The organism is Tistrella sp., from assembly GCF_002684955.1.
In the GTDB taxonomy this organism is placed as follows: domain Bacteria; phylum Pseudomonadota; class Alphaproteobacteria; order Tistrellales; family Tistrellaceae; genus Tistrella; species Tistrella mobilis.
In genome coordinates, this window is the sequence record NZ_NYWI01000008.1 from 22397 (window position 1) to 38642 (window position 16246).

Annotated in this window: 22 protein-coding genes and 1 CRISPR repeat array; of the genes, 7 read left to right on the plus strand and 15 right to left on the minus strand. The window is 67.2% G+C overall.

Annotation, left to right across the window (positions count from 1 at the left end):
• Window positions 1-11: 11 nt before the first annotated feature.
• The 8 genes from CMO28_RS02135 to CMO28_RS29850 all read right to left on the minus strand — a co-directional run bounded on the left by CMO28_RS02135 (window position 12) and on the right by CMO28_RS29850 (window position 5257).
• Window positions 12-224: a hypothetical protein gene (locus CMO28_RS02135; protein WP_296708866.1), complete on the minus strand. Its 213-nt coding sequence runs from the start codon at window positions 222-224 to the stop codon at window positions 12-14.
• A complete protein-coding gene (locus CMO28_RS02140; protein ID WP_296708869.1) occupies window positions 221-631 on the minus strand; it encodes a hypothetical protein in 411 nt (136 codons plus the stop codon). The genes CMO28_RS02135 and CMO28_RS02140 overlap by 4 nt, the downstream gene beginning before the upstream one ends.
• Window positions 624-1250, minus strand: a complete 627-nt coding sequence (locus CMO28_RS02145; protein WP_296708872.1) for a hypothetical protein — start codon at window positions 1248-1250, stop codon at window positions 624-626. Before CMO28_RS02145 ends, CMO28_RS02140 begins: the two co-directional genes overlap by 8 nt.
• Window positions 1250-1966 carry an AAA family ATPase gene (locus CMO28_RS02150; RefSeq protein ID WP_296708874.1) on the minus strand — a complete coding sequence of 239 codons (717 nt, stop codon included), beginning with the start codon at window positions 1964-1966 and terminating at the stop codon, window positions 1250-1252. The genes CMO28_RS02145 and CMO28_RS02150 overlap by 1 nt, the downstream gene beginning before the upstream one ends.
• A 91-nt stretch (window positions 1967-2057) precedes the next feature.
• A complete protein-coding gene (locus CMO28_RS02155; protein WP_296708878.1) occupies window positions 2058-2342 on the minus strand; it encodes a hypothetical protein in 285 nt (94 codons plus the stop codon).
• A 10-nt stretch (window positions 2343-2352) separates the two neighbouring features.
• Complete coding sequence (locus CMO28_RS02160; RefSeq protein ID WP_296708880.1) at window positions 2353-4500, minus strand: Mu transposase C-terminal domain-containing protein; 2148 nt, start codon at window positions 4498-4500, stop codon at window positions 2353-2355.
• On the minus strand, window positions 4497-4943 hold the full coding sequence (locus CMO28_RS02165; RefSeq protein ID WP_296708883.1) for a hypothetical protein: 447 nt from the start codon (window positions 4941-4943) through the stop codon (window positions 4497-4499). Before CMO28_RS02165 ends, CMO28_RS02160 begins: the two co-directional genes overlap by 4 nt.
• On the minus strand, window positions 4940-5257 hold the full coding sequence (locus CMO28_RS29850) for a helix-turn-helix domain-containing protein (protein ID WP_322111283.1): 318 nt from the start codon (window positions 5255-5257) through the stop codon (window positions 4940-4942). Before CMO28_RS29850 ends, CMO28_RS02165 begins: the two co-directional genes overlap by 4 nt.
• A gap of 232 nt (window positions 5258-5489) precedes the next feature.
• Between CMO28_RS29850 and CMO28_RS02170 the strand changes: the two genes are divergently transcribed.
• The 3 genes from CMO28_RS02170 (at window position 5490) to CMO28_RS02180 (ending at window position 7321) form a co-directional block, all read left to right on the plus strand.
• The gene (locus CMO28_RS02170) at window positions 5490-5984 is read left to right on the plus strand and encodes a helix-turn-helix domain-containing protein (RefSeq protein WP_296708885.1); all 495 of its coding nucleotides are present in this window, start codon (window positions 5490-5492) and stop codon (window positions 5982-5984) included.
• Between the two features lie 756 nt (window positions 5985-6740).
• On the plus strand, window positions 6741-7022 hold the full coding sequence (locus CMO28_RS02175) for a hypothetical protein (RefSeq protein ID WP_322111284.1): 282 nt from the start codon (window positions 6741-6743) through the stop codon (window positions 7020-7022).
• Complete coding sequence (locus CMO28_RS02180; RefSeq protein WP_296708890.1) at window positions 7019-7321, plus strand: type II toxin-antitoxin system RelE/ParE family toxin; 303 nt, start codon at window positions 7019-7021, stop codon at window positions 7319-7321. The genes CMO28_RS02175 and CMO28_RS02180 overlap by 4 nt, the downstream gene beginning before the upstream one ends.
• 263 nt (window positions 7322-7584) lie before the next feature.
• Window positions 7585-8975: direct repeats of the CRISPR family, unit length 31 nt; unit sequence GTCGCACCCTTGCGGGTGCGTGGATTGAAAC.
• Window positions 8976-9244: 269 nt separating this feature from the next.
• Here the strand turns inward: CMO28_RS02180 and CMO28_RS02185 are convergent.
• Both CMO28_RS02185 and CMO28_RS02190 read right to left on the minus strand, forming a co-directional pair.
• Window positions 9245-9412: a hypothetical protein gene (locus tag CMO28_RS02185; protein WP_296708893.1), complete on the minus strand. Its 168-nt coding sequence runs from the start codon at window positions 9410-9412 to the stop codon at window positions 9245-9247.
• A 144-nt stretch (window positions 9413-9556) separates the two neighbouring features.
• Window positions 9557-10606, minus strand: coding sequence for a zinc-dependent alcohol dehydrogenase family protein (locus tag CMO28_RS02190; RefSeq protein WP_296708895.1), 1050 nt, complete (start codon window positions 10604-10606; stop codon window positions 9557-9559).
• A 183-nt stretch (window positions 10607-10789) separates the two neighbouring features.
• On the opposite strand from CMO28_RS02190, the gene CMO28_RS02195 reads away from it, so the two are divergent.
• Entirely contained in the window at window positions 10790-10942 is a 153-nt protein-coding gene (locus CMO28_RS02195; RefSeq protein WP_296708897.1) for a hypothetical protein, read from the plus strand.
• A 43-nt stretch (window positions 10943-10985) separates the two neighbouring features.
• On the opposite strand, the gene CMO28_RS02200 is transcribed toward CMO28_RS02195, so the two are convergent.
• Together CMO28_RS02200 and CMO28_RS02205 are read right to left on the minus strand one after the other, a co-directional pair.
• Window positions 10986-11240 (minus strand): type II toxin-antitoxin system RelE/ParE family toxin, encoded by a 255-nt coding sequence (locus tag CMO28_RS02200; RefSeq protein WP_296708899.1) that lies wholly within the window; start codon window positions 11238-11240, stop codon window positions 10986-10988.
• 37 nt (window positions 11241-11277) lie between these two features.
• Entirely contained in the window at window positions 11278-11571 is a 294-nt protein-coding gene (locus CMO28_RS02205) for a hypothetical protein (protein ID WP_062763720.1), read from the minus strand.
• A gap of 195 nt (window positions 11572-11766) precedes the next feature.
• On the opposite strand from CMO28_RS02205, the gene CMO28_RS02210 reads away from it, so the two are divergent.
• A complete protein-coding gene (locus CMO28_RS02210; protein WP_062763719.1) occupies window positions 11767-12240 on the plus strand; it encodes a hypothetical protein in 474 nt (157 codons plus the stop codon).
• 18 nt (window positions 12241-12258) lie between these two features.
• Here the strand turns inward: CMO28_RS02210 and CMO28_RS02215 are convergent, their stop codons facing one another.
• Window positions 12259-13287 (minus strand): zinc-dependent alcohol dehydrogenase family protein, encoded by a 1029-nt coding sequence (locus CMO28_RS02215; protein ID WP_296708909.1) that lies wholly within the window; start codon window positions 13285-13287, stop codon window positions 12259-12261.
• 114 nt (window positions 13288-13401) lie between these two features.
• Between CMO28_RS02215 and CMO28_RS02220 the strand changes: the two genes are divergently transcribed.
• Both CMO28_RS02220 and CMO28_RS02225 read left to right on the plus strand, forming a co-directional pair.
• The gene (locus CMO28_RS02220) at window positions 13402-14304 is read left to right on the plus strand and encodes a LysR family transcriptional regulator (protein WP_296708911.1); all 903 of its coding nucleotides are present in this window, start codon (window positions 13402-13404) and stop codon (window positions 14302-14304) included.
• Between the two features lie 114 nt (window positions 14305-14418).
• On the plus strand, window positions 14419-15051 hold the full coding sequence (locus CMO28_RS02225; protein WP_062762434.1) for a TetR/AcrR family transcriptional regulator: 633 nt from the start codon (window positions 14419-14421) through the stop codon (window positions 15049-15051).
• On the opposite strand, the gene CMO28_RS02230 is transcribed toward CMO28_RS02225, so the two are convergent.
• The gene (locus CMO28_RS02230; RefSeq protein ID WP_296708916.1) at window positions 15037-15306 is read right to left on the minus strand and encodes a hypothetical protein; all 270 of its coding nucleotides are present in this window, start codon (window positions 15304-15306) and stop codon (window positions 15037-15039) included. The two genes, CMO28_RS02225 and CMO28_RS02230, sit on opposite strands and share 15 nt — an antisense overlap.
• A gap of 35 nt (window positions 15307-15341) precedes the next feature.
• A complete protein-coding gene (locus CMO28_RS02235; RefSeq protein ID WP_296708917.1) occupies window positions 15342-16217 on the minus strand; it encodes a hypothetical protein in 876 nt (291 codons plus the stop codon).
• Window positions 16218-16246: the final 29 nt, after the last annotated feature.

The window sequence follows — 16246 nt, forward strand, 5'->3', positions numbered from 1 at the left end:
GCCTCTGCCAGTTACAGCCGCCGCAGCGGGATGACCTTGCCCATCCCGGCCGCGGCCCTCTCGCGCGCGACCCGCGCGGCAAGATCGATCTCCATCTCCCGCACGCGCGCCGCGATACACAGCAGCAGCGCCACCACCTGTTCCCACTCATGGGCAGGGATCTCAGTGGGGGCGGCCTTGTCGAGCCGCGAGACCAGCTCGCGGATTTCCGTAGACGGGGTCATTTGCGTCCTCCGGTTGCGGCGACCCCGTACAGGCACGTCTTGCAGGCGCGCCACGTCTGGATCGCGAGGTGTGAACTGGTCGGCGGCCGCGGATCCGTCCGGATCCGACGGCACCGCGTTTCGTCAATGCGCCCCAGGACGGGGCAGTCGACGGCCTGGATGATCAGGCCGCGCACAGCCGCCTCGACCCGCGCGTAAGAGCCGTCATAGGTCCGACGCAGCACCCGGTGGACGACCATCGGGTCGTATCGGATCTGGTAGGCCACGGCGTTCGCAGTCCGGGTCTGGGCGGCATAGGCCAGAGCCCGCACCCAGTCCGGCAGGTCGTGCCCCCATGCCGCCATCGCCGTGCCGACATGGTCAGTGCCGGGCTGCGGGGTACCCTTCTTCGGGCCGCGCTTACCCATCGCCGACCTCGCGCGCGATCGGCCGGCCGAGCACCTTGCCGGTGTTGCGGTCATAGACCGCCTTCAGCTCGATCACGGCAGGGGGCAACGGGCCGGTGAGGGCCGAGGGCAGCAGCTCGTAGACCATGCGGCCCGCTTCACGGGTTCTCACGAGCAAGCCGGCTGCGGTCAGCGCCTCGCAGTATTCCTTCGCTGACGCCTCCGATACCGAGACGTCGGTCGTCCTCGCCCAGTAGGCGAGGTCACGGGCCGTGACCCGTTTGTGGATCGTGAGGGTGCGCCACATCTGCTCGCGCCCGAGCCCCCGCGTGTACCGCGTGCCGTCGCGGCGGATCATCGGGGTGAGCGGGCCGGGGTCCTCTGCCAGGCCCCACACAGTGGTTCCATGGGCGCCAACCCGCAGCCGGGTCAGGATCCCGGCCCGGCCCAGCCGGGCCATGTAGCCGATGATCGTGGCCCGGGTCGACCGGGTCGCGGCGCAGGCCTCGGCCACCTCGCGCACCGTGACCTCGCCCCGGGCGAGGCAGGCCTCGCGAATCAGGCGCCAATAGGCCTGATGACCGCGCGGCGCCTCGGCCTCTGCCAGTTCCGCCATGATCTTGATCGAGCGGCGGGCCATCAGATCCTCCGCATCTTCGACGGCGCGGCATCCCACAGGGGCCGATCGCCCCACCGGGCGGCGTCGACGACGTCGAGGCCTTCGGCTTCCGCCCAGTCGCGCACCGCATCGATCCCGACGCAGATCCGCCGGATCCGGCCATCGGCCTGGATCGCGATGCGGTCGGTCAGATCGCGGGTCATCGCGACTTCGGGAGCGTACAGCTTGGCCAGGACCTCGGCATCGTCTGCCGTCGCCGGCTGCGCGGCCGTCCAGGCGAGCACCCGGTTATGCAGCCGCTCGTTCCGCCGCATCGCCTGAGGCAGCAGCTCTTCGCCGATCAAGATCACCGGCGCACCAGTCTTGTTGTGGATGTCGCGCAGGGCCTCGTCGTAGCCCTTGGTTACGGCGTGGTCGGCTTCGTCGATGATCAGCAGGGTTGGGGCTGCCGCCAGCGCCTCGATCACGGCCTGATGGAGGTCGGCCGTGGTGCCGCGGGCTGGAGCGCCCACCGCCCGCGCGAGGTGTTCCAAGAACTTCTTGGTGGTCCACAACCGCCCGAGTTCGAGGTAATGGGCCCTGAACTCGTTCGCCGCATAGGTCGAGGCGCAGGTCTTGCCAAACCCCGAGGGGCCGTAGAACACGCCGATGCCCGGCAGATGGCCGCGGCGGCCGCAGAGGCGGCCGGCGAGTTCCCTGAAGAGGGCAACATTGGTCAAAGGCGCAACCGTGTGCATTCTCAATACTCCTGAATAAGTACCAATGGTTGTCTCTGCGGCCGCAGCCCCGCCTTCAGCCCGATTTCCCGGGCGGGCAGGCGTGTCAAATTCAGCGCCGCCGTTCCCGGGCGACGCCGGCTTCCATCATCGCGATATCCCTCACCTCGGTGGCGATGGCGGCGTTGATCGCCTCAATCTCAGTCAGGGCCGCCACCATTTCGGTCAACGACCACGTCACCACCGGGGCCGCCTCGGCCTCGATATCGGTCCAGTCCACCGGGGCCAAGGTATAGATGTGCCCGCCTTCGGCACGCGCTTCCGCGTGTGTGGTGATCCGGATAATCGACAGACCGAGCCGGTCGGCGCGGGAGCGCAAATTGTTGATTTTGTTCATCGATCCTCCTTCAGCGCGCGAGGATGGCCGCGCGCTGTTCCTCAAGATCCCGTCTGACCCGGTATTCGGGTCTGGTCCTGTATTTCGCGAGCCAGGACGACTCGCTTTCCGTGATGCTTTCGCCGGCATCGACCCGCCGCTCGATCTCCCGCGCCCGGGCGTACCGCACCTCGGCCTCGGTCGCCGCGGCCGGCGCCGCAGCACCCGGCCGGATCTCGACCACCTGCGCCGAGCGCTGCCATTCGGCCGCGGCGGCAGAGAGGGCTGGCGCGGGCGCCTCTGTCGGTTTCTGAGTGGGCGCCACGCGGATGCTGGTGATCCGCGGGATATCCGGTGTGGCCGGCAATTGGTGCTCGACAACCTGCCCCGCGAATTCGGCGTCGATTTCCTCGATCCGTCGCTCAGCGGTTTTCAGGCGGCGCCGGTGGCGCTGCCGCGCGATGTGCTCCAAGGCATCTGCCGACACTTCGGGGACGACATTCGCATCGCGTTCAGCAATGCAGATAGCCCGTCCAGACGCATCGCGGACCCACACGCGCGACGCGTCATGGATGCTGTAACCCACGCGCACTCGCTGATCCGTGTAAGGCACGAGTTGATCGTCGTAGTACTTCCCCCAAGGCAGGGTCACCCACCCACGCTGACACGTCCGCACTTCGTAGATGCGGTCGATGTCATCAAGCAGCGCCTGTGGCAGTACATCGGGTTCCCAGCCATCCGCACGCGCCTGGGCCATGGCCTCTGCCGGGGTTTGGTAACGGGTGCGGCCGGTCTCGTCATCGCGCACACGCCGGAGCGCCCGATGCGGGCTGTTGTTATAGGCATCGACGCGGTCGCGGAGCAGGTCCAGGAACTCCGCCCATGACAGCAGCACCCGGCTACCGCCAGTGGACCTGACATCACGCTCGATCCGCTTCGAGACCCGCTTCAGGGCTTCGGGATCCATCAGCGCCCCTTGATAGGTCGGCAAGGCGCGCTCAGCGGGCCCCCACAATGTGGCCATCAGCCGCTCGATTTTCCCGCGCGACTGCGGCCGTCCCGGGGTCGATGTCTCGTGCATTACACCGCAGCGAGCGAGCATGCCGATTTCATCTCCGCCGACCTGACGACCCGCGAAACCTGGGCCGTTATCCGTATAAGCGACACCGGCCCGCCCGAAGCGGGTGAAGGCGTGAAGGTATGCGTCCCGGACAACCAACATTCCTTCGGCCAGCCCGACCGACCACCCGACCACCATGCGGGTGGCGACATCGAGCACCGCCACCACCTCGGGCCGGAATGGGCGGCCGTGTTGGGGGTGCGCGACCGCCGACTTGAAGGCGTGGCCATCGGCCGTGATCACATCCATGGGCATCAATCCCTCAGACGATCTGATCTTGTGGCCGCGCAACCCCAACAGTGCATTCGGGCCACGTCGGCCGGCCTCCCGAACCTGAGGCGGCAGCTTGTCCAGATAGTGGCGCGCCTGGGCATAGGTCGGCGGCTCGACACCAGCTGGCAGGCGCCGCGCCAACTCGATCAGCGCCTCCGTGAGGGGCGGGTTGGTGGGGCGCCTATATATACTGAGTAGCGCTGATCCCCAGGCCGGCTCAGGCCGGGCCGCCGGCGCCAGCGGCAACAGCCCGGTCCAGCCTTCCCGTGCACGTGCCGCCCGCCACCGCTTCACGGTCCGCTCCGACAGCGTCCGCCCACCCCCTTCGGCCGACCGCGCATTCGCGAGCGGCACGAAGCGCGCCAGCTGCTCCGACAGCGACCCATCGGCCGCGGCCGAAACCAGCGCCCGGATCGCTCGATCCGACCCGTGCACCTCGGCCAGCCGATCGACTTCCGCGAGCAGCGCCGCCCGGGCGTCTGCCGCCCGCCGCTGCCAGTCCGCGGCTGCCACGGCGGGCGCGGGCGCGGAAACCTCTGGCAGTTTTTCGGACCGGACTTCGACGGCCTGGTTCTCGGGCTGGGTGGTGAGCTGGTGTCGGGCCAGCTCCTCCCGCACCTCGGCAGGCAGGCGCGTGACGTCATAGAGCTTGATCGGACGGCCATTCGTATGGGCCTCGATCACATGGGCCCAACTGCCGCGATCCGCGCGCAGCTGGACGGCGCGCTTGTGAACGCCGAGAGCGTCGGCGATTTCTCGCGCGGACAGCAGCAGCTTGCCGGTCATCGACGACGCCCTCCCATGAGGGCCCGTTCCTCGTCCCGCAACTCTGCGATGCGCCGCCGCAGCTGGCCCAGACGAGCATCCCTCGCCTCCTGTCCCATGAGGACAAGGCTTCCCCGCTTGGCGGCGAGCAGGCTTTGCAGGCAGGCACTATCGGTCGCCGCTTCGAAGGCGGCCGCGAACTCGAACGGAAAACGATGCCGGTCTTTTGATCGCGCGGTCCACGCGTTCAAGGTCGCTTCGCTGATATCCGCGGCCGCGAGATCGCTCATGCGGGCCGCAATTTCGGACCGCGAGAGGGGTGTTTCCTTGAGAGCCTGGGCCAGGACCCCACACAGTTCTTCGCCATAGGCGAGGCTGCCAGAGACCAGCCGCGGGGCGCGCGGGATTTCCCAGAACCCATCTTCCAAGGATAGTTGCCGGGGGTCGCGGCGCCCGCTCTTCATGCAGCACCTGCATGTCTACGAGGCCGCTTGCCTTCGACATTGCGCCCCCCGGAGCGGGCAGTAGACTTCACGGGATGCCGCCGATGGCCGGCAGCATCGTAGCGTTCCGGGAACAGGGCTTCGGGCGTGAGATCAAGCGCATCTGCGATCGCAACTTCCTGCAGATACAGGGGCGATCGCAGAGCTTGGCTTACGACGCTCTTGCTCCAACCGTGCGCGCGTGCGATTTCCGCCAGGGACGTGTTCCGCAGTCGCAGCTGCATCACGATCCAAGCGGTACGCACATAGGGGTCAGTCGGTACGGAGAGGGTCATATGTCACATCACACGTCAGGTTTTGAGTCGGGTGTCTGGTCACTTCACTCGTATAGACATGACATACCCATATGGAGTTTTCAAGCCCTCATGGAGATTCGTATTGGCGATATGAATCTCCATAATCTGGTTCAGATAGCCATATGGAGATTTTTGTTGAGGATCAGCCCCTTGGGGCAAGCAGGCCGCCTGCCCGCAGATTTGCGTTGGGATTCACATTGCGAGGCGCCCGATGCGAACGTCTAAGAGGGCCGGAGGCTCGTCCGAATTCGGCAAGCGCCTACGGGAAACAAGATCCAATATGGGTATGCAACAGCACGAGCTGGCTTCTCTTCTGGGTGTTTCTCTCAACACCTATGGCCGCTACGAACGGGGAGAGAGTTCACCCGACGTAGACGTTCTGGAACGGCTGATATCCATGGGTATTGACGTTCACTGGCTGCTCACAGGCGCGCCGGCTGAACATCAACGAGCCCCTGCCGAGGTCGACCCGCAGCTCATGGGCATGATCGTCGACGCGGTGCGGGCGATGTACCGTGCCGAGGGCGCAGCGATCCCGGATCGGACCTTGGGAGAGGAGGCGAGCAGGATCTACACCGAGATAGCACCGCGGCAGGGCGACCCCGCCGCCGCCCTCATCGCCCTGGGCGAGATCCTCGCCGACAGGCGGCGGCGGCTTCAGGACAGCAGGAACAACCCGGCCCGTAGCGCCAAACGCCCGGCCTGAAGCTGGTTCATCTCCGCAAAGATCCCTCGTTCACGCCATCCGGTCCTTCCCAGCCGGATCGCGCGCTTATCAAGCCCTTAACAATCGCCACCGGTGATTTCGAGCCATGAATTCTTAATGTTTGATTAATACGAGCGGATGTATTCGCCTCATGCGCGCGAATGCATCCGCTGGTTGCCATTTCTCACGATGGATCGGCCATCGGCTGTACCGCACGGCAAGCGCCGACGCCTTTTCGGGATGCGCTTCGGGAACGACATGACGGGCGAACGTTCATCTCATTGATTATGTGAGATTTTTTATCTCCCGAAGCGCCCAACGCCACTTTGCACGTGATTCGGGATGCGCAGCTCACCCTGCCGATTCACGTCCATAGCTCCGCGGCCGGCTGCCCGGCGCCTTCGGCCAAATCGGCAGGGTGACAAACCTCGCCACAATTGGTCTCGCCGCCCTTTGAGAGCGCTTCCGGACATGACAAAGGGGCCGCAAATCGCTCTGCGGCCCCCGAAACCCGTTTTATCCCGTCACATCAGCACCCTATCCGGCCTCGTCCAGCCTGATCCAGGGTAATCCCGGGTGCCATATCGTTCAGTAACTCACAATCGTCGACCGCCTGGCCCTGCACGACAAGCCGGGTGCGGCGGAGCGGCCGGCGGGGCATTGAGCGGCCCGGGCGGCCGGCATCGAATGCGATGGCACCAGGGTACTGACAGTGTCTATACTTTTTCAGCACAGATACCTTGGGGGAGACGTGCCGTGCCTAAGGAAGCCGTCTTTACGATGAAGCTGGATGCCGAGCTGCGCGCAGCATTCATGGCCGAGGCTGCGGCAGAAGATCGCCCGGCATCGCAGGTCGTTCGTGAATTGATGCGCGACTATATCGAACGGCGTCGTCAGAGCCGTGACTACGACACTTATCTGCACCGAAAGGTTGAAGCCGGACGCGCGTCGATACGTGCCGGACAAGGTCGGCTCAATGACGAGGTCAAAGCTGATTTCGCGGCGCGTCGGGCGCGGCTGGCAGGGTCTGACGCGTGATCGTGCTCTGGACGCCCGAGGCGGAGCAGGACCGGGCATCGATCTGGGAGTACATCGCGACGGGCGACCCGCATGCCGCCCGACGTCTCGACGAACTGTTCGACCGTGCAGCAGATCGCCTGACAGCATATCCCGAGATGGGCAAAGCCGGCCTCATCCCCGGTACGCGTGAGTTGATCCCACATGAAAGCTATCGCCTGATCTACGAGATCCATGGCGATGCCGTCTGGATCATCGCCCTGGTGCACACCTCTCGCCAATGGCCCCCGCTGATCACCCCACCCCGAACCGATCGATGATCGTCACGCCGGTGCCGGGGAAACGGTCCATCATGGTCGGCGGGCGGCTGCCTTCGCAGGCCCTCTGCAAATCTGTCCCGTCTCGCGCGCGAACCCCAAGCTCCCGTAAAAATCCCGGGAGGTTCGCGGAAAAAATTACCACTGTTTTTCAATTGGTTAAATTTCACAATTTATTATTGTTCATGCTTTGGCATGACCTCCAGAAGAGGTTCGCGCGGATCGCCTTTTTCCGGACCCGGATTCAGGATATTAAGAGGGGGTGGGTCGCACCCTTGCGGGTGCGTGGATTGAAACATCCAGGCCGGCCAATAGAGGCTTTGGCCGATCGTCGCACCCTTGCGGGTGCGTGGATTGAAACGGCCACCAAGGGGCTGATTGCCGGGGCGGTCGTGTCGCACCCTTGCGGGTGCGTGGATTGAAACTGATCCAGATCGTGTGCGTCCGGTCGAGTGCATCGTCGCACCCTTGCGGGTGCGTGGATTGAAACGGGCTGTGGCAGCTGTGCTTTGGCAGCAATGCCGTCGCACCCTTGCGGGTGCGTGGATTGAAACAACGACCCGACCTTGTGGTCGGCGCTGACCAGTGTCGCACCCTTGCGGGTGCGTGGATTGAAACCATGCGCTGCCAGACGGCAGCGGATAAAAACCGAGTCGCACCCTTGCGGGTGCGTGGATTGAAACCGTGCTCCGGGCATATACGGCGCCATCCTGTCTAGTCGCACCCTTGCGGGTGCGTGGATTGAAACCGCCGGAAGGCGACGATGGATGCGGCCTGGGAGAGTCGCACCCTTGCGGGGGCGTGGATTGAAACACCTGTCGTTATCGCGGTCGTGGTGAGGATCAGGTCGCACCCTTGCGGGTGCGTGGATTGAAACCCAGCCCCGCGCCGCCCACGAAAAATACGCGAAGTCGCACCCTTGCGGGTGCGTGGATTGAAACGTAGCCGCGAGGGTGGTCTCGTCGATGATCCCAGTCGCACCCTTGCGGGTGCGTGGATTGAAACACCATGGGCGCGACAGGCACGCTGGATCAGCTTGTCGCACCCTTGCGGGTGCGTGGATTGAAACGTCCGAGAGCCCCAGCTCCCGGGCGGCGGCCCGCGTCGCACCCTTGCGGGTGCGTGGATTGAAACTGCGCCGGCTGATGGACGGCTGGTGGCGCTGGCCCGTCGCACCCTTGCGGGTGCGTGGATTGAAACCTGGGCCAGGGCGGGGATCATGCGATGCCCAGGATTGTCGCACCCTTGCGGGTGCGTGGATTGAAACCCGGGCACGGGCGCTTATGATGAGCTGACGCAGGGTCGCACCCTTGCGGGTGCGTGGATTGAAACAGGATCTGTGGGACCCGCGTGAAGACGGCTTCGGTCGCACCCTTGCGGGTGCGTAGATTGAAACATGCGCAAATTGCTGCGCATTCGCCGGGACATCCGTCGCACCCTTGCGGGTGCGTGGATTGAAACCAGACCCCCGATCCTGGCGGGGGGCCGCTCTGGAGTCGCACCCTTGCGGGTGCGTGGATTGAAACCAGCAGGCCGATACCTGCGCGCTGCTCGTGATCGTCGCACCCTTGCGGGTGCGTGGATTGAAACCGGTTTCGGCGCTGACGGCTCTGCAAACGCCGGCCGGTCGCACCCTTGCGGGTGCGTGGATTGGTGACGTCTCACCCCGCGGTGTAGCTCGCGCAACAGCGTCGAGGTCTCCGGCGTGTCTGGCCGGCTGTCTCATGCTGCGACGAGGGGAAGCATGATGTGTGGGTCATCGCCGGGAGGAGCGATGGTCTTAAGGGTCATGTATCGGGCGCGCTGGACGGCCCACGCCGCATCGCTCGGATCGCTTCCATAACGCAGGGTGTCGCGGCTACGCTGCCGACGGGTGGCCGGGGGCCACATGCGGTTCTCCAGACGGGCGCTCATAACCGCTTGGAATCACGGACGGGCCCCGCCATTCACCTGTTTTTCGATCGCGAGACGGCCCCTGAGGACGCCGTCTTTACGATGAAGCTGGATGCCGAGCTGCGCGCGGCATTCATGGCCGAGGCTGCGGCAGAAGATCGCCCGGCATGGCAGGTCGTTCGCGAATTGACGCGCGATCATATCGAACGGCGTCGAGAGGTTGAAGCCGGAGGCGCGTCGGGCGCGGCTGGCAGGGTCCGACGCGTGATCGTGCTCTGGACGCCTGAGGCGGAGCAGGACCGGGCATCGCCCTGGTCCACACCTCTCGCCAATCGCCCCCGCCGATCACCCCGCCCCGAACCGATCGATGATCGTCACCCCGGTGCCGGGGAAGCGGTCCATCATGGTCAGCAGGCGGGCGCCTTCGTCCAGGTCGACGCGGGCGCCGATCAGCTTTTCCGGTTGAAGCCGGCCGCGGCGGATCATCTCCAGCATTGCCGGGTAGCGATGGGCCTGCATGCCGTGGCTGCCCAGCAGTTCCAGCTCCCAGGCGATGACGCGATCCATGGGGATGGCGGGGCGGGCCTGGTCGGCCAGCAGCAGGCCGATCTGGACATGCCGCCCCCGGCGGCGGAGCGACAGGATGGAATTCACGCAGGTCACCGGGTGGCCCAGCGCGTCGATCGACAGCTGCGCGCCGCCGCGGGTGATCTCGTGCACCTGGCCCGGCACGTCGCCGGCCGTCGTCGCATCGACGGTGGCGACGGCGCCGAGGCTCCGCGCCAGATCCAGCTTCGCGGGGTCGATGTCGATGGCGATCACCTGCGCGCCGGCGGCGGCGGCGATCATCACCGCCGACAGCCCGACCCCGCCGCAGCCATGGACCGCGACCCATTCCCCGGCCCGCACCCGGCCCTGATCGATCACGCCGCGGAACGAGGTGACGAAGCGGCAGCCCAGGCTGGCGGCCACGTCGAAACCCATCTCCTCGGGCAGGGCCACCAGGTTGACGTCGGCATGATCGATGGCGACATGGTCGGCAAAGCTGCCCCAATGGGTGAAGCCCGGCTGGAACTGGTTTTCGCAGACCTGATGCTGGCCGGCGGCGCATTCCCCGCAATGGCCGCAGCCGCCGACGAAGGGCACCGTCACCCGGTCGCCCTCGGCCCAGCGGGTGACGCCGGCGCCGACCGCCACCACCGTGCCCGCCAGCTCGTGCCCCGGCACATGGGGCAGGCTGATATCGGTGTCATGGCCCATCCAGCCATGCCAGTCGCTGCGGCAGAGCCCCGTGGCCCCCACCTTCAGCACCACACCCCCCGGCCGCGGGGCCGGGTCGGGCAGGGTGGTGATTGTGATCGGGCCCTGAAACCTCTCGAAAATGGCGGCGCGCATGGGGGCTCCCTCGGGAACGGGGTGGTTGCCCGGCGGTTCTAGCATGGCAGGCGCGGGCGGGGCTGCATGGAATTGACAGGGGGCAGCGATCCGCCGCCATAATTCATGCTGAAAACGTCTCGGACGGGAAGGCTGGCCGTTATGTCGCATTCAACCATAAGTTATACATGGCCCTGGGAAGACTTGACCCCGGCAGAGATCGAACGCTGGCTTGAGGATGAGATCGGACCGGCTTTTGATGCGATGCAGGCCGATCCCACCCGCGCCATCTCAGTCGATGACGCCTTCGATCGGCTGCGCGCCCTGCATGCTGCCTGCGTGGCGGCGGGCAGGTGAGCGTTGATGTCGTGTCGGGAGTGGTTGCCGATTGACGTCATATTCAGACGTCCGGACGCGGGGCTTCGACCGGCCAGTGGCGATAGATCAGCCGGTAGCTACGATGGGGGAGTAGCTCGCGGGTACCTGCCATTCGGCCCGGCCGGCCCATGCCGGGAAACGCACTCAGCCGACGTGCTGCATTCTTGAAGAGTTCATCCATACGAAGGGCGGCTTGGAGGTCTTCCTCGGCGATGAGATCCAGAATTGCCTCGCGGTCATGGTCGGCCGCTTCCGTCCAGATGACCTTCATCTCCATCACCTTTTAAATCAGGCGATCCGTCGGAGGCGGCACATCAGGACCGGCGGTCCGCAAACCGTGCAAGCAGCCGGGCGCGTTGTTCGGCCGCCCGCGCTTCGACCTCTTCATTTGACAGGACGGCACCTCGTCGGACGTCTTCTTCGGCGCGCGCGACCTTCCGGCGGACGAAAGCGTCATAGGCGCGGGCTTCGCGCTGCCGGGCGATGAAATCCTGCATCAATTCGCTGATGACCTCGGAGGTCGGGCGGTCAGCGGCTGTCGTTTCCGCAACGAAGGCTTCATGCAGAGCCGCGTCGATCGTTACGTTGAAGATCGCTTCCTTGGGCATGGGCCGGCTCCCGGCAATCGGTCGTGATGTCCTGAGTATATGGGGGCCGGGCGGTGGGGAACAGGGCCTGAGCGGGTGGGATCTGAGCGGGCTGGAATTGGGGGGTGGGGGTGTCGGGTGGCATATCGCCCATAATATTCTTCTGATATGCTTCTTCATCAGTATCTGTCGCAGCGATCCGGAGCCCACGCCATCATGGACGACGTGACCATCGCCCGTGTCATTCACGTTCTGGCGGTTCTGCACTGGATCGGGGGGCTGTGGCTGGTGACCCTGGTGCTGCTGCCGGCGGTGGGGCGGATGGCCGGGCCGGCCCGGCGGCTGGAGGTGTTCGAGGCGATCGAGGGGCGGTTTTCGGGCCAGGCGCGGGTGTCGGTGGTGCTGGCCGGGCTGTCGGGGTTCTGGATGACCTGGCGGCTGGATGCCTGGTGGCGCTTCGCCGAGCCCGGCTATTGGTGGATGCATGCCATGGTCGTGCTGTGGGCGATCTTTGCCGTGATCCTGCTGATCGCCGAGCCGCTGGTGCTGCATGCCTGGTTCCACCGGGCCGCCGCCAGCCGGCCCGAGGCGGTGTACCGGCTGGTGCTGCGCGCTCATCGGGTGCTGGCGGCGGCGGCCGCGGTCACGGTGGCGGGCGCCGTGGCTGGCGCCCATGGCATGCTGTTCTGATCGGCGCGGGGGTGTCGGTCAATCCATCTCGATCACCAGCTTGCCGAAGGGGCCGCGGTCGAGATGGGCGAAGGCCTCGCGGATGGCGTCGGGCCGATAGCGCCGGGCGATGACCGGCTGAAGACCCAGCATGTCGACCGCACGCACCAAATCTTCCAGCCCGCGCCGATGGCCGACCGCGATGCCCTGGATCACCGGCGCCTTGGTCAGCAGCGGTTTGACATTGGCCGATATTTCGGCGCCGTCGAGCACGCCGATCACCGAGATACGGCCGCCGGGGGCGAGCGCGCGGAGCGAGGTGCCGAGGCCGGCGCCGCCCGCCACCTCCAGCAGATGATCGACCCCGCGGCCGCCGGTCGCCGCCACCGCCGCCGCGGCCCAGTCGCCCGCGCCGCGATCGATGCCGTGATCGGCGCCGAGGGCGCGCGCCTGCGCCAGCTTGTCGGCCGAGCCCGAGGTGACCAGCACCCGTGCGCCATGCGCCCGCGCGATCTGCAAGCCGAACAGCGCCACCCCGCCGGTGCCCTGGACCAGCACCGTGTCGCCGGCGCGGATGCGGCCGTATTCCACCAGCGCCATCCAGGCGGTCAGCCCGGCCACCGGCAGGGTGGCGGCGCCGGCATCGTCGAGGCTGCGGGGTGCCGCCACCAGCCAGTCTTCGGGCAGCACCGCATGGGTGGCGAGCAGGCCGGGCAGGGTGCCGGCCAGGGTGTCGAGCGGCAGCGGCCAGGCGCCGCCCGGCCTGCGCCCGTCGATCCAGTCAGGGATGAACTGTGCGATCACCCGGTCGTCGGTTTTGAAACGCGAGACGCCGGCACCGGTCGCCAGCACCCGCCCGGCCATGTCGGAAGCCGGGGAGACCGGCAGGCTGAGCGGCAGGCCCATGCCGGTTTCCACCACCATCTTGTCGCGATAATTCAGCGCCACCGCGCCGATCTTGACCAGCACCTCGCCCGGGCCGGGGCTGGGGATGGGCAGGGTTTCGGGCCGGAGGGTCGCGATGTCGTGGGCGCTGATCGTCCAGCGGGTCATGGTGCCGTCGGTCATGGGGCCTCTTTCGGGTGGGGGATGATGGAGCCCGCAGGCTAGCCCGGAATTTATGTCGCCAGTTGCGCCGATATGTCGGAAGATTGGCGCCAGCGATGCAACAAAAGGCGGATCATGGACCGGTTGAGCGGCATCGGCGTGTTCGTGGAGGCGGCGGAGGCGGGCAGTTTCTCGGCGGCGGCCGAGCGGCTGGCCCTGTCGCGATCGGCGGTCGCCAAGACGGTGGGCCGGCTGGAGGCGCGGCTGGGCGTGCGGCTGTTCCACCGCACCACCCGCGCCCAGGCGCTGACCGAAGAGGGCCAGGCCTTTCTGGAGCACTGCCTGCGGGGGCTGGCCGAAATCCGTGCGGGAGAGGCGATGCTCGACCACGGCCGCCGCGCGGTTTCGGGGCGTCTCAGGGTGTCGCTGCCGGTACTGTTCGGGCGGCGCTGCGTTGCGCCGATCCTGACCGGGCTTGCCCGCGAACATCCGGGGCTGGACCTGGACCTGCATTTCACCGATCGGCTGGTCGATCTGGTCGAGGACGGCATCGATCTCGCCATCCGCAACGGCCCGCTGGAGGATGCCGCGGGGCTGATGGCGCGGCTGGTCGCGCGCCAGCGGATGACGATCGTGGCCGCGCCCGACTATCTGGCCCGGCGCGGCATGCCCGCCGATCTGGCGGCACTGGCCGATCACGACTGCCTGGTCTATCTGCGCGGCGGCCGGGTGCGCGGCTGGCTGTTCCCGATGCCGGACGGTCGCGATGCGGTGATCCGCCCGGCGGCGCGGCTGCGCTTCGACGATCTGGAGGCGCTGGCCGATGCGGCGGCCGCCGGGCTTGGCCTGACCTGGCTGCCCTGCTGGCTGGTCCGCGACCGGGTGCGCGCGGGCACCCTGGTCGAGGTGCTGACCGACCAGAAGGCGACGGTGTTCACCAGCCACGCGATCTGGCCGCGCAGCCCGCACACGGATCTGAAGCTGCGGCTGGCGGTCGACCGGCTGGCCGAACGGTTGCCCGGAGCGGCGGAGCTTTGACCACGCCCGGGAAATACCGCCCGGCCGGTCAGCACAGGCGACAGCCGGACCGCTTGCGGGTACCATCCGCCGCCTGGCCCGCCGGGCGGCGGGGGCGGATGAAGAGAGGGGCGGATGCGCGACGACGTCCGGGAATTCAAGCGGGCGCTGATCCTGAAGGCGGCGGCGGAGCTGTTCTTCACCCAGGGCTATGCCCGCACCAGGCTGGACGATCTGGCGGTGCGGCTGCAGATGTCCAAGGCCTCGATCTACGACCATTTCTCGGGCAAGGCCGAGATCCTGTCGACGATCTGCGCAGCCTCGGTCGATGCCTCGCTGGATGTGGTGCGGCGGGTGGCGGGGGCCGGGCTCGACCCGGTGGCGCAGATCGGTGCGGTGGCCCATGGGTTCACCGGCGTGGTGATCGACAACCACCAGCAGATCGCCATCCATGCCCGCGAATTCGCCCATCTGCCCGAGGCGGGGCAGGAGCGGATCATCGCCACCCAGCGCGCCTTCGATGCGCTGCTGGTGGAGATGCTGGAAGCCGGCCGCGCGGCCGGCCGGCTGACGCTCGCCGACCCCAGGGTGACCGCGCTCGCCCTCGCCGGCATGATCATCTGGGTCCATAACTGGTACCGCCCCGATGGCCGGCTGACCCGCGCGCGCATCGCGGAAGGCATGGTCCGCAACGCGCTCGCCATGGTCGGCGCCGAGGCCGAGGCCGGGGCGGTGCTGGAACGGCTCCGCTTTTCAGGTCTGGTCTGAGGGCGGCGGCGCGGGCCAGGTCGCGGCTGCGGCGCCGAGCGTGGCCAGTTGGGTGCGCAGCCCGTCGAGCCGGGTGACGGCATCGGCGATCGAGCTGGTGGCCAGGCAGTCCAGATCATCGTCGATCGCGGCCATGGTCTCGGCCGCGGCGGCCGCGGTGGCCGTATCGCCACAGGCAAGTGCCGCCTCTCGCAGCTTGAAGGCCTCCAGGCGCTGCAGTTTCAGATCGCGTTCGATGGTGGCTGCATCGGTCATGGCTTGTCTCCCTCTTCGCAGGCGTCGGGCACCCGTCAACGTGTGCGGGTGGCCCGGACGGTTTCGGCCAGCACCCGCAATTCGGTGGCCTGATCGGCCAGTTCGGTGAAGCGGATGGCCGGGCCGTCGGCTGTGGCGGCGGCCACCGCCGCATCCATGGCGCGCGCCGTGCCGTCGAGCAGCAGCACCCAGCCGGCGAGCAGGCGCCGGTCCTGCTCCAGCGCCGTCTCCTGGTCGGGGGTGAGGCCCGAAGCCGTGTCGGCACGGGTGGCGGGGTCGATGCGGGATCGTTCAAAGACCCGGAACATCGCCGGCGTCGCTCCGCGCAGACCGGCCAGGATGTCCTTCATGACCGGGTGCGCCGCCGCCAGTTCGGCCCGAAAACGGTTGCGGGCATCGGCTGCGACAAGGCCGCCGAAGATCGCTCTGGCGATGCCGATCGGCCCGGTCAGGGCATCCCTGGTGGCCGGTTCGACGACGGCACCGGCGGGGCCGAAGCCGGCGGTCAGGATGCCGCCCGCACTGCCCAGATCGCGCAGGATGCCGGCCGCGCGGCCGGCGAGCGCGTCGGCGGCTTCGCCATTGGCCAGCCCCAGAAGCGTGGCGTTGTAGCCGCCAAGGGCGGAGAGCGTGGCGCGCAACCCGGCCGCATAGGGGCCGTCGACGCCGTCCACATAATAGGCGGCCTTGTCGGGATCGAAGGGTTCGATGATGCCGGAGGTCCCGCTCTCGCGCAGGATCAGCCGCCGCTCGGCTGCGGCGAAGGCATCGAGCACCGCATCGCCTTGGCGCTGCTGGGCGGCATAGGCGTCGGAATAGGCGGCGAATTCTGCCACCCCGCGCGTGCCGCCGCAGGCGGCGAGCAGGAGCAGCAAGGGGAACAGGACGAGGATGGAACGCTGGCGGGCCATTTCGGGCTCCCTTGTGACCAGATGACCAT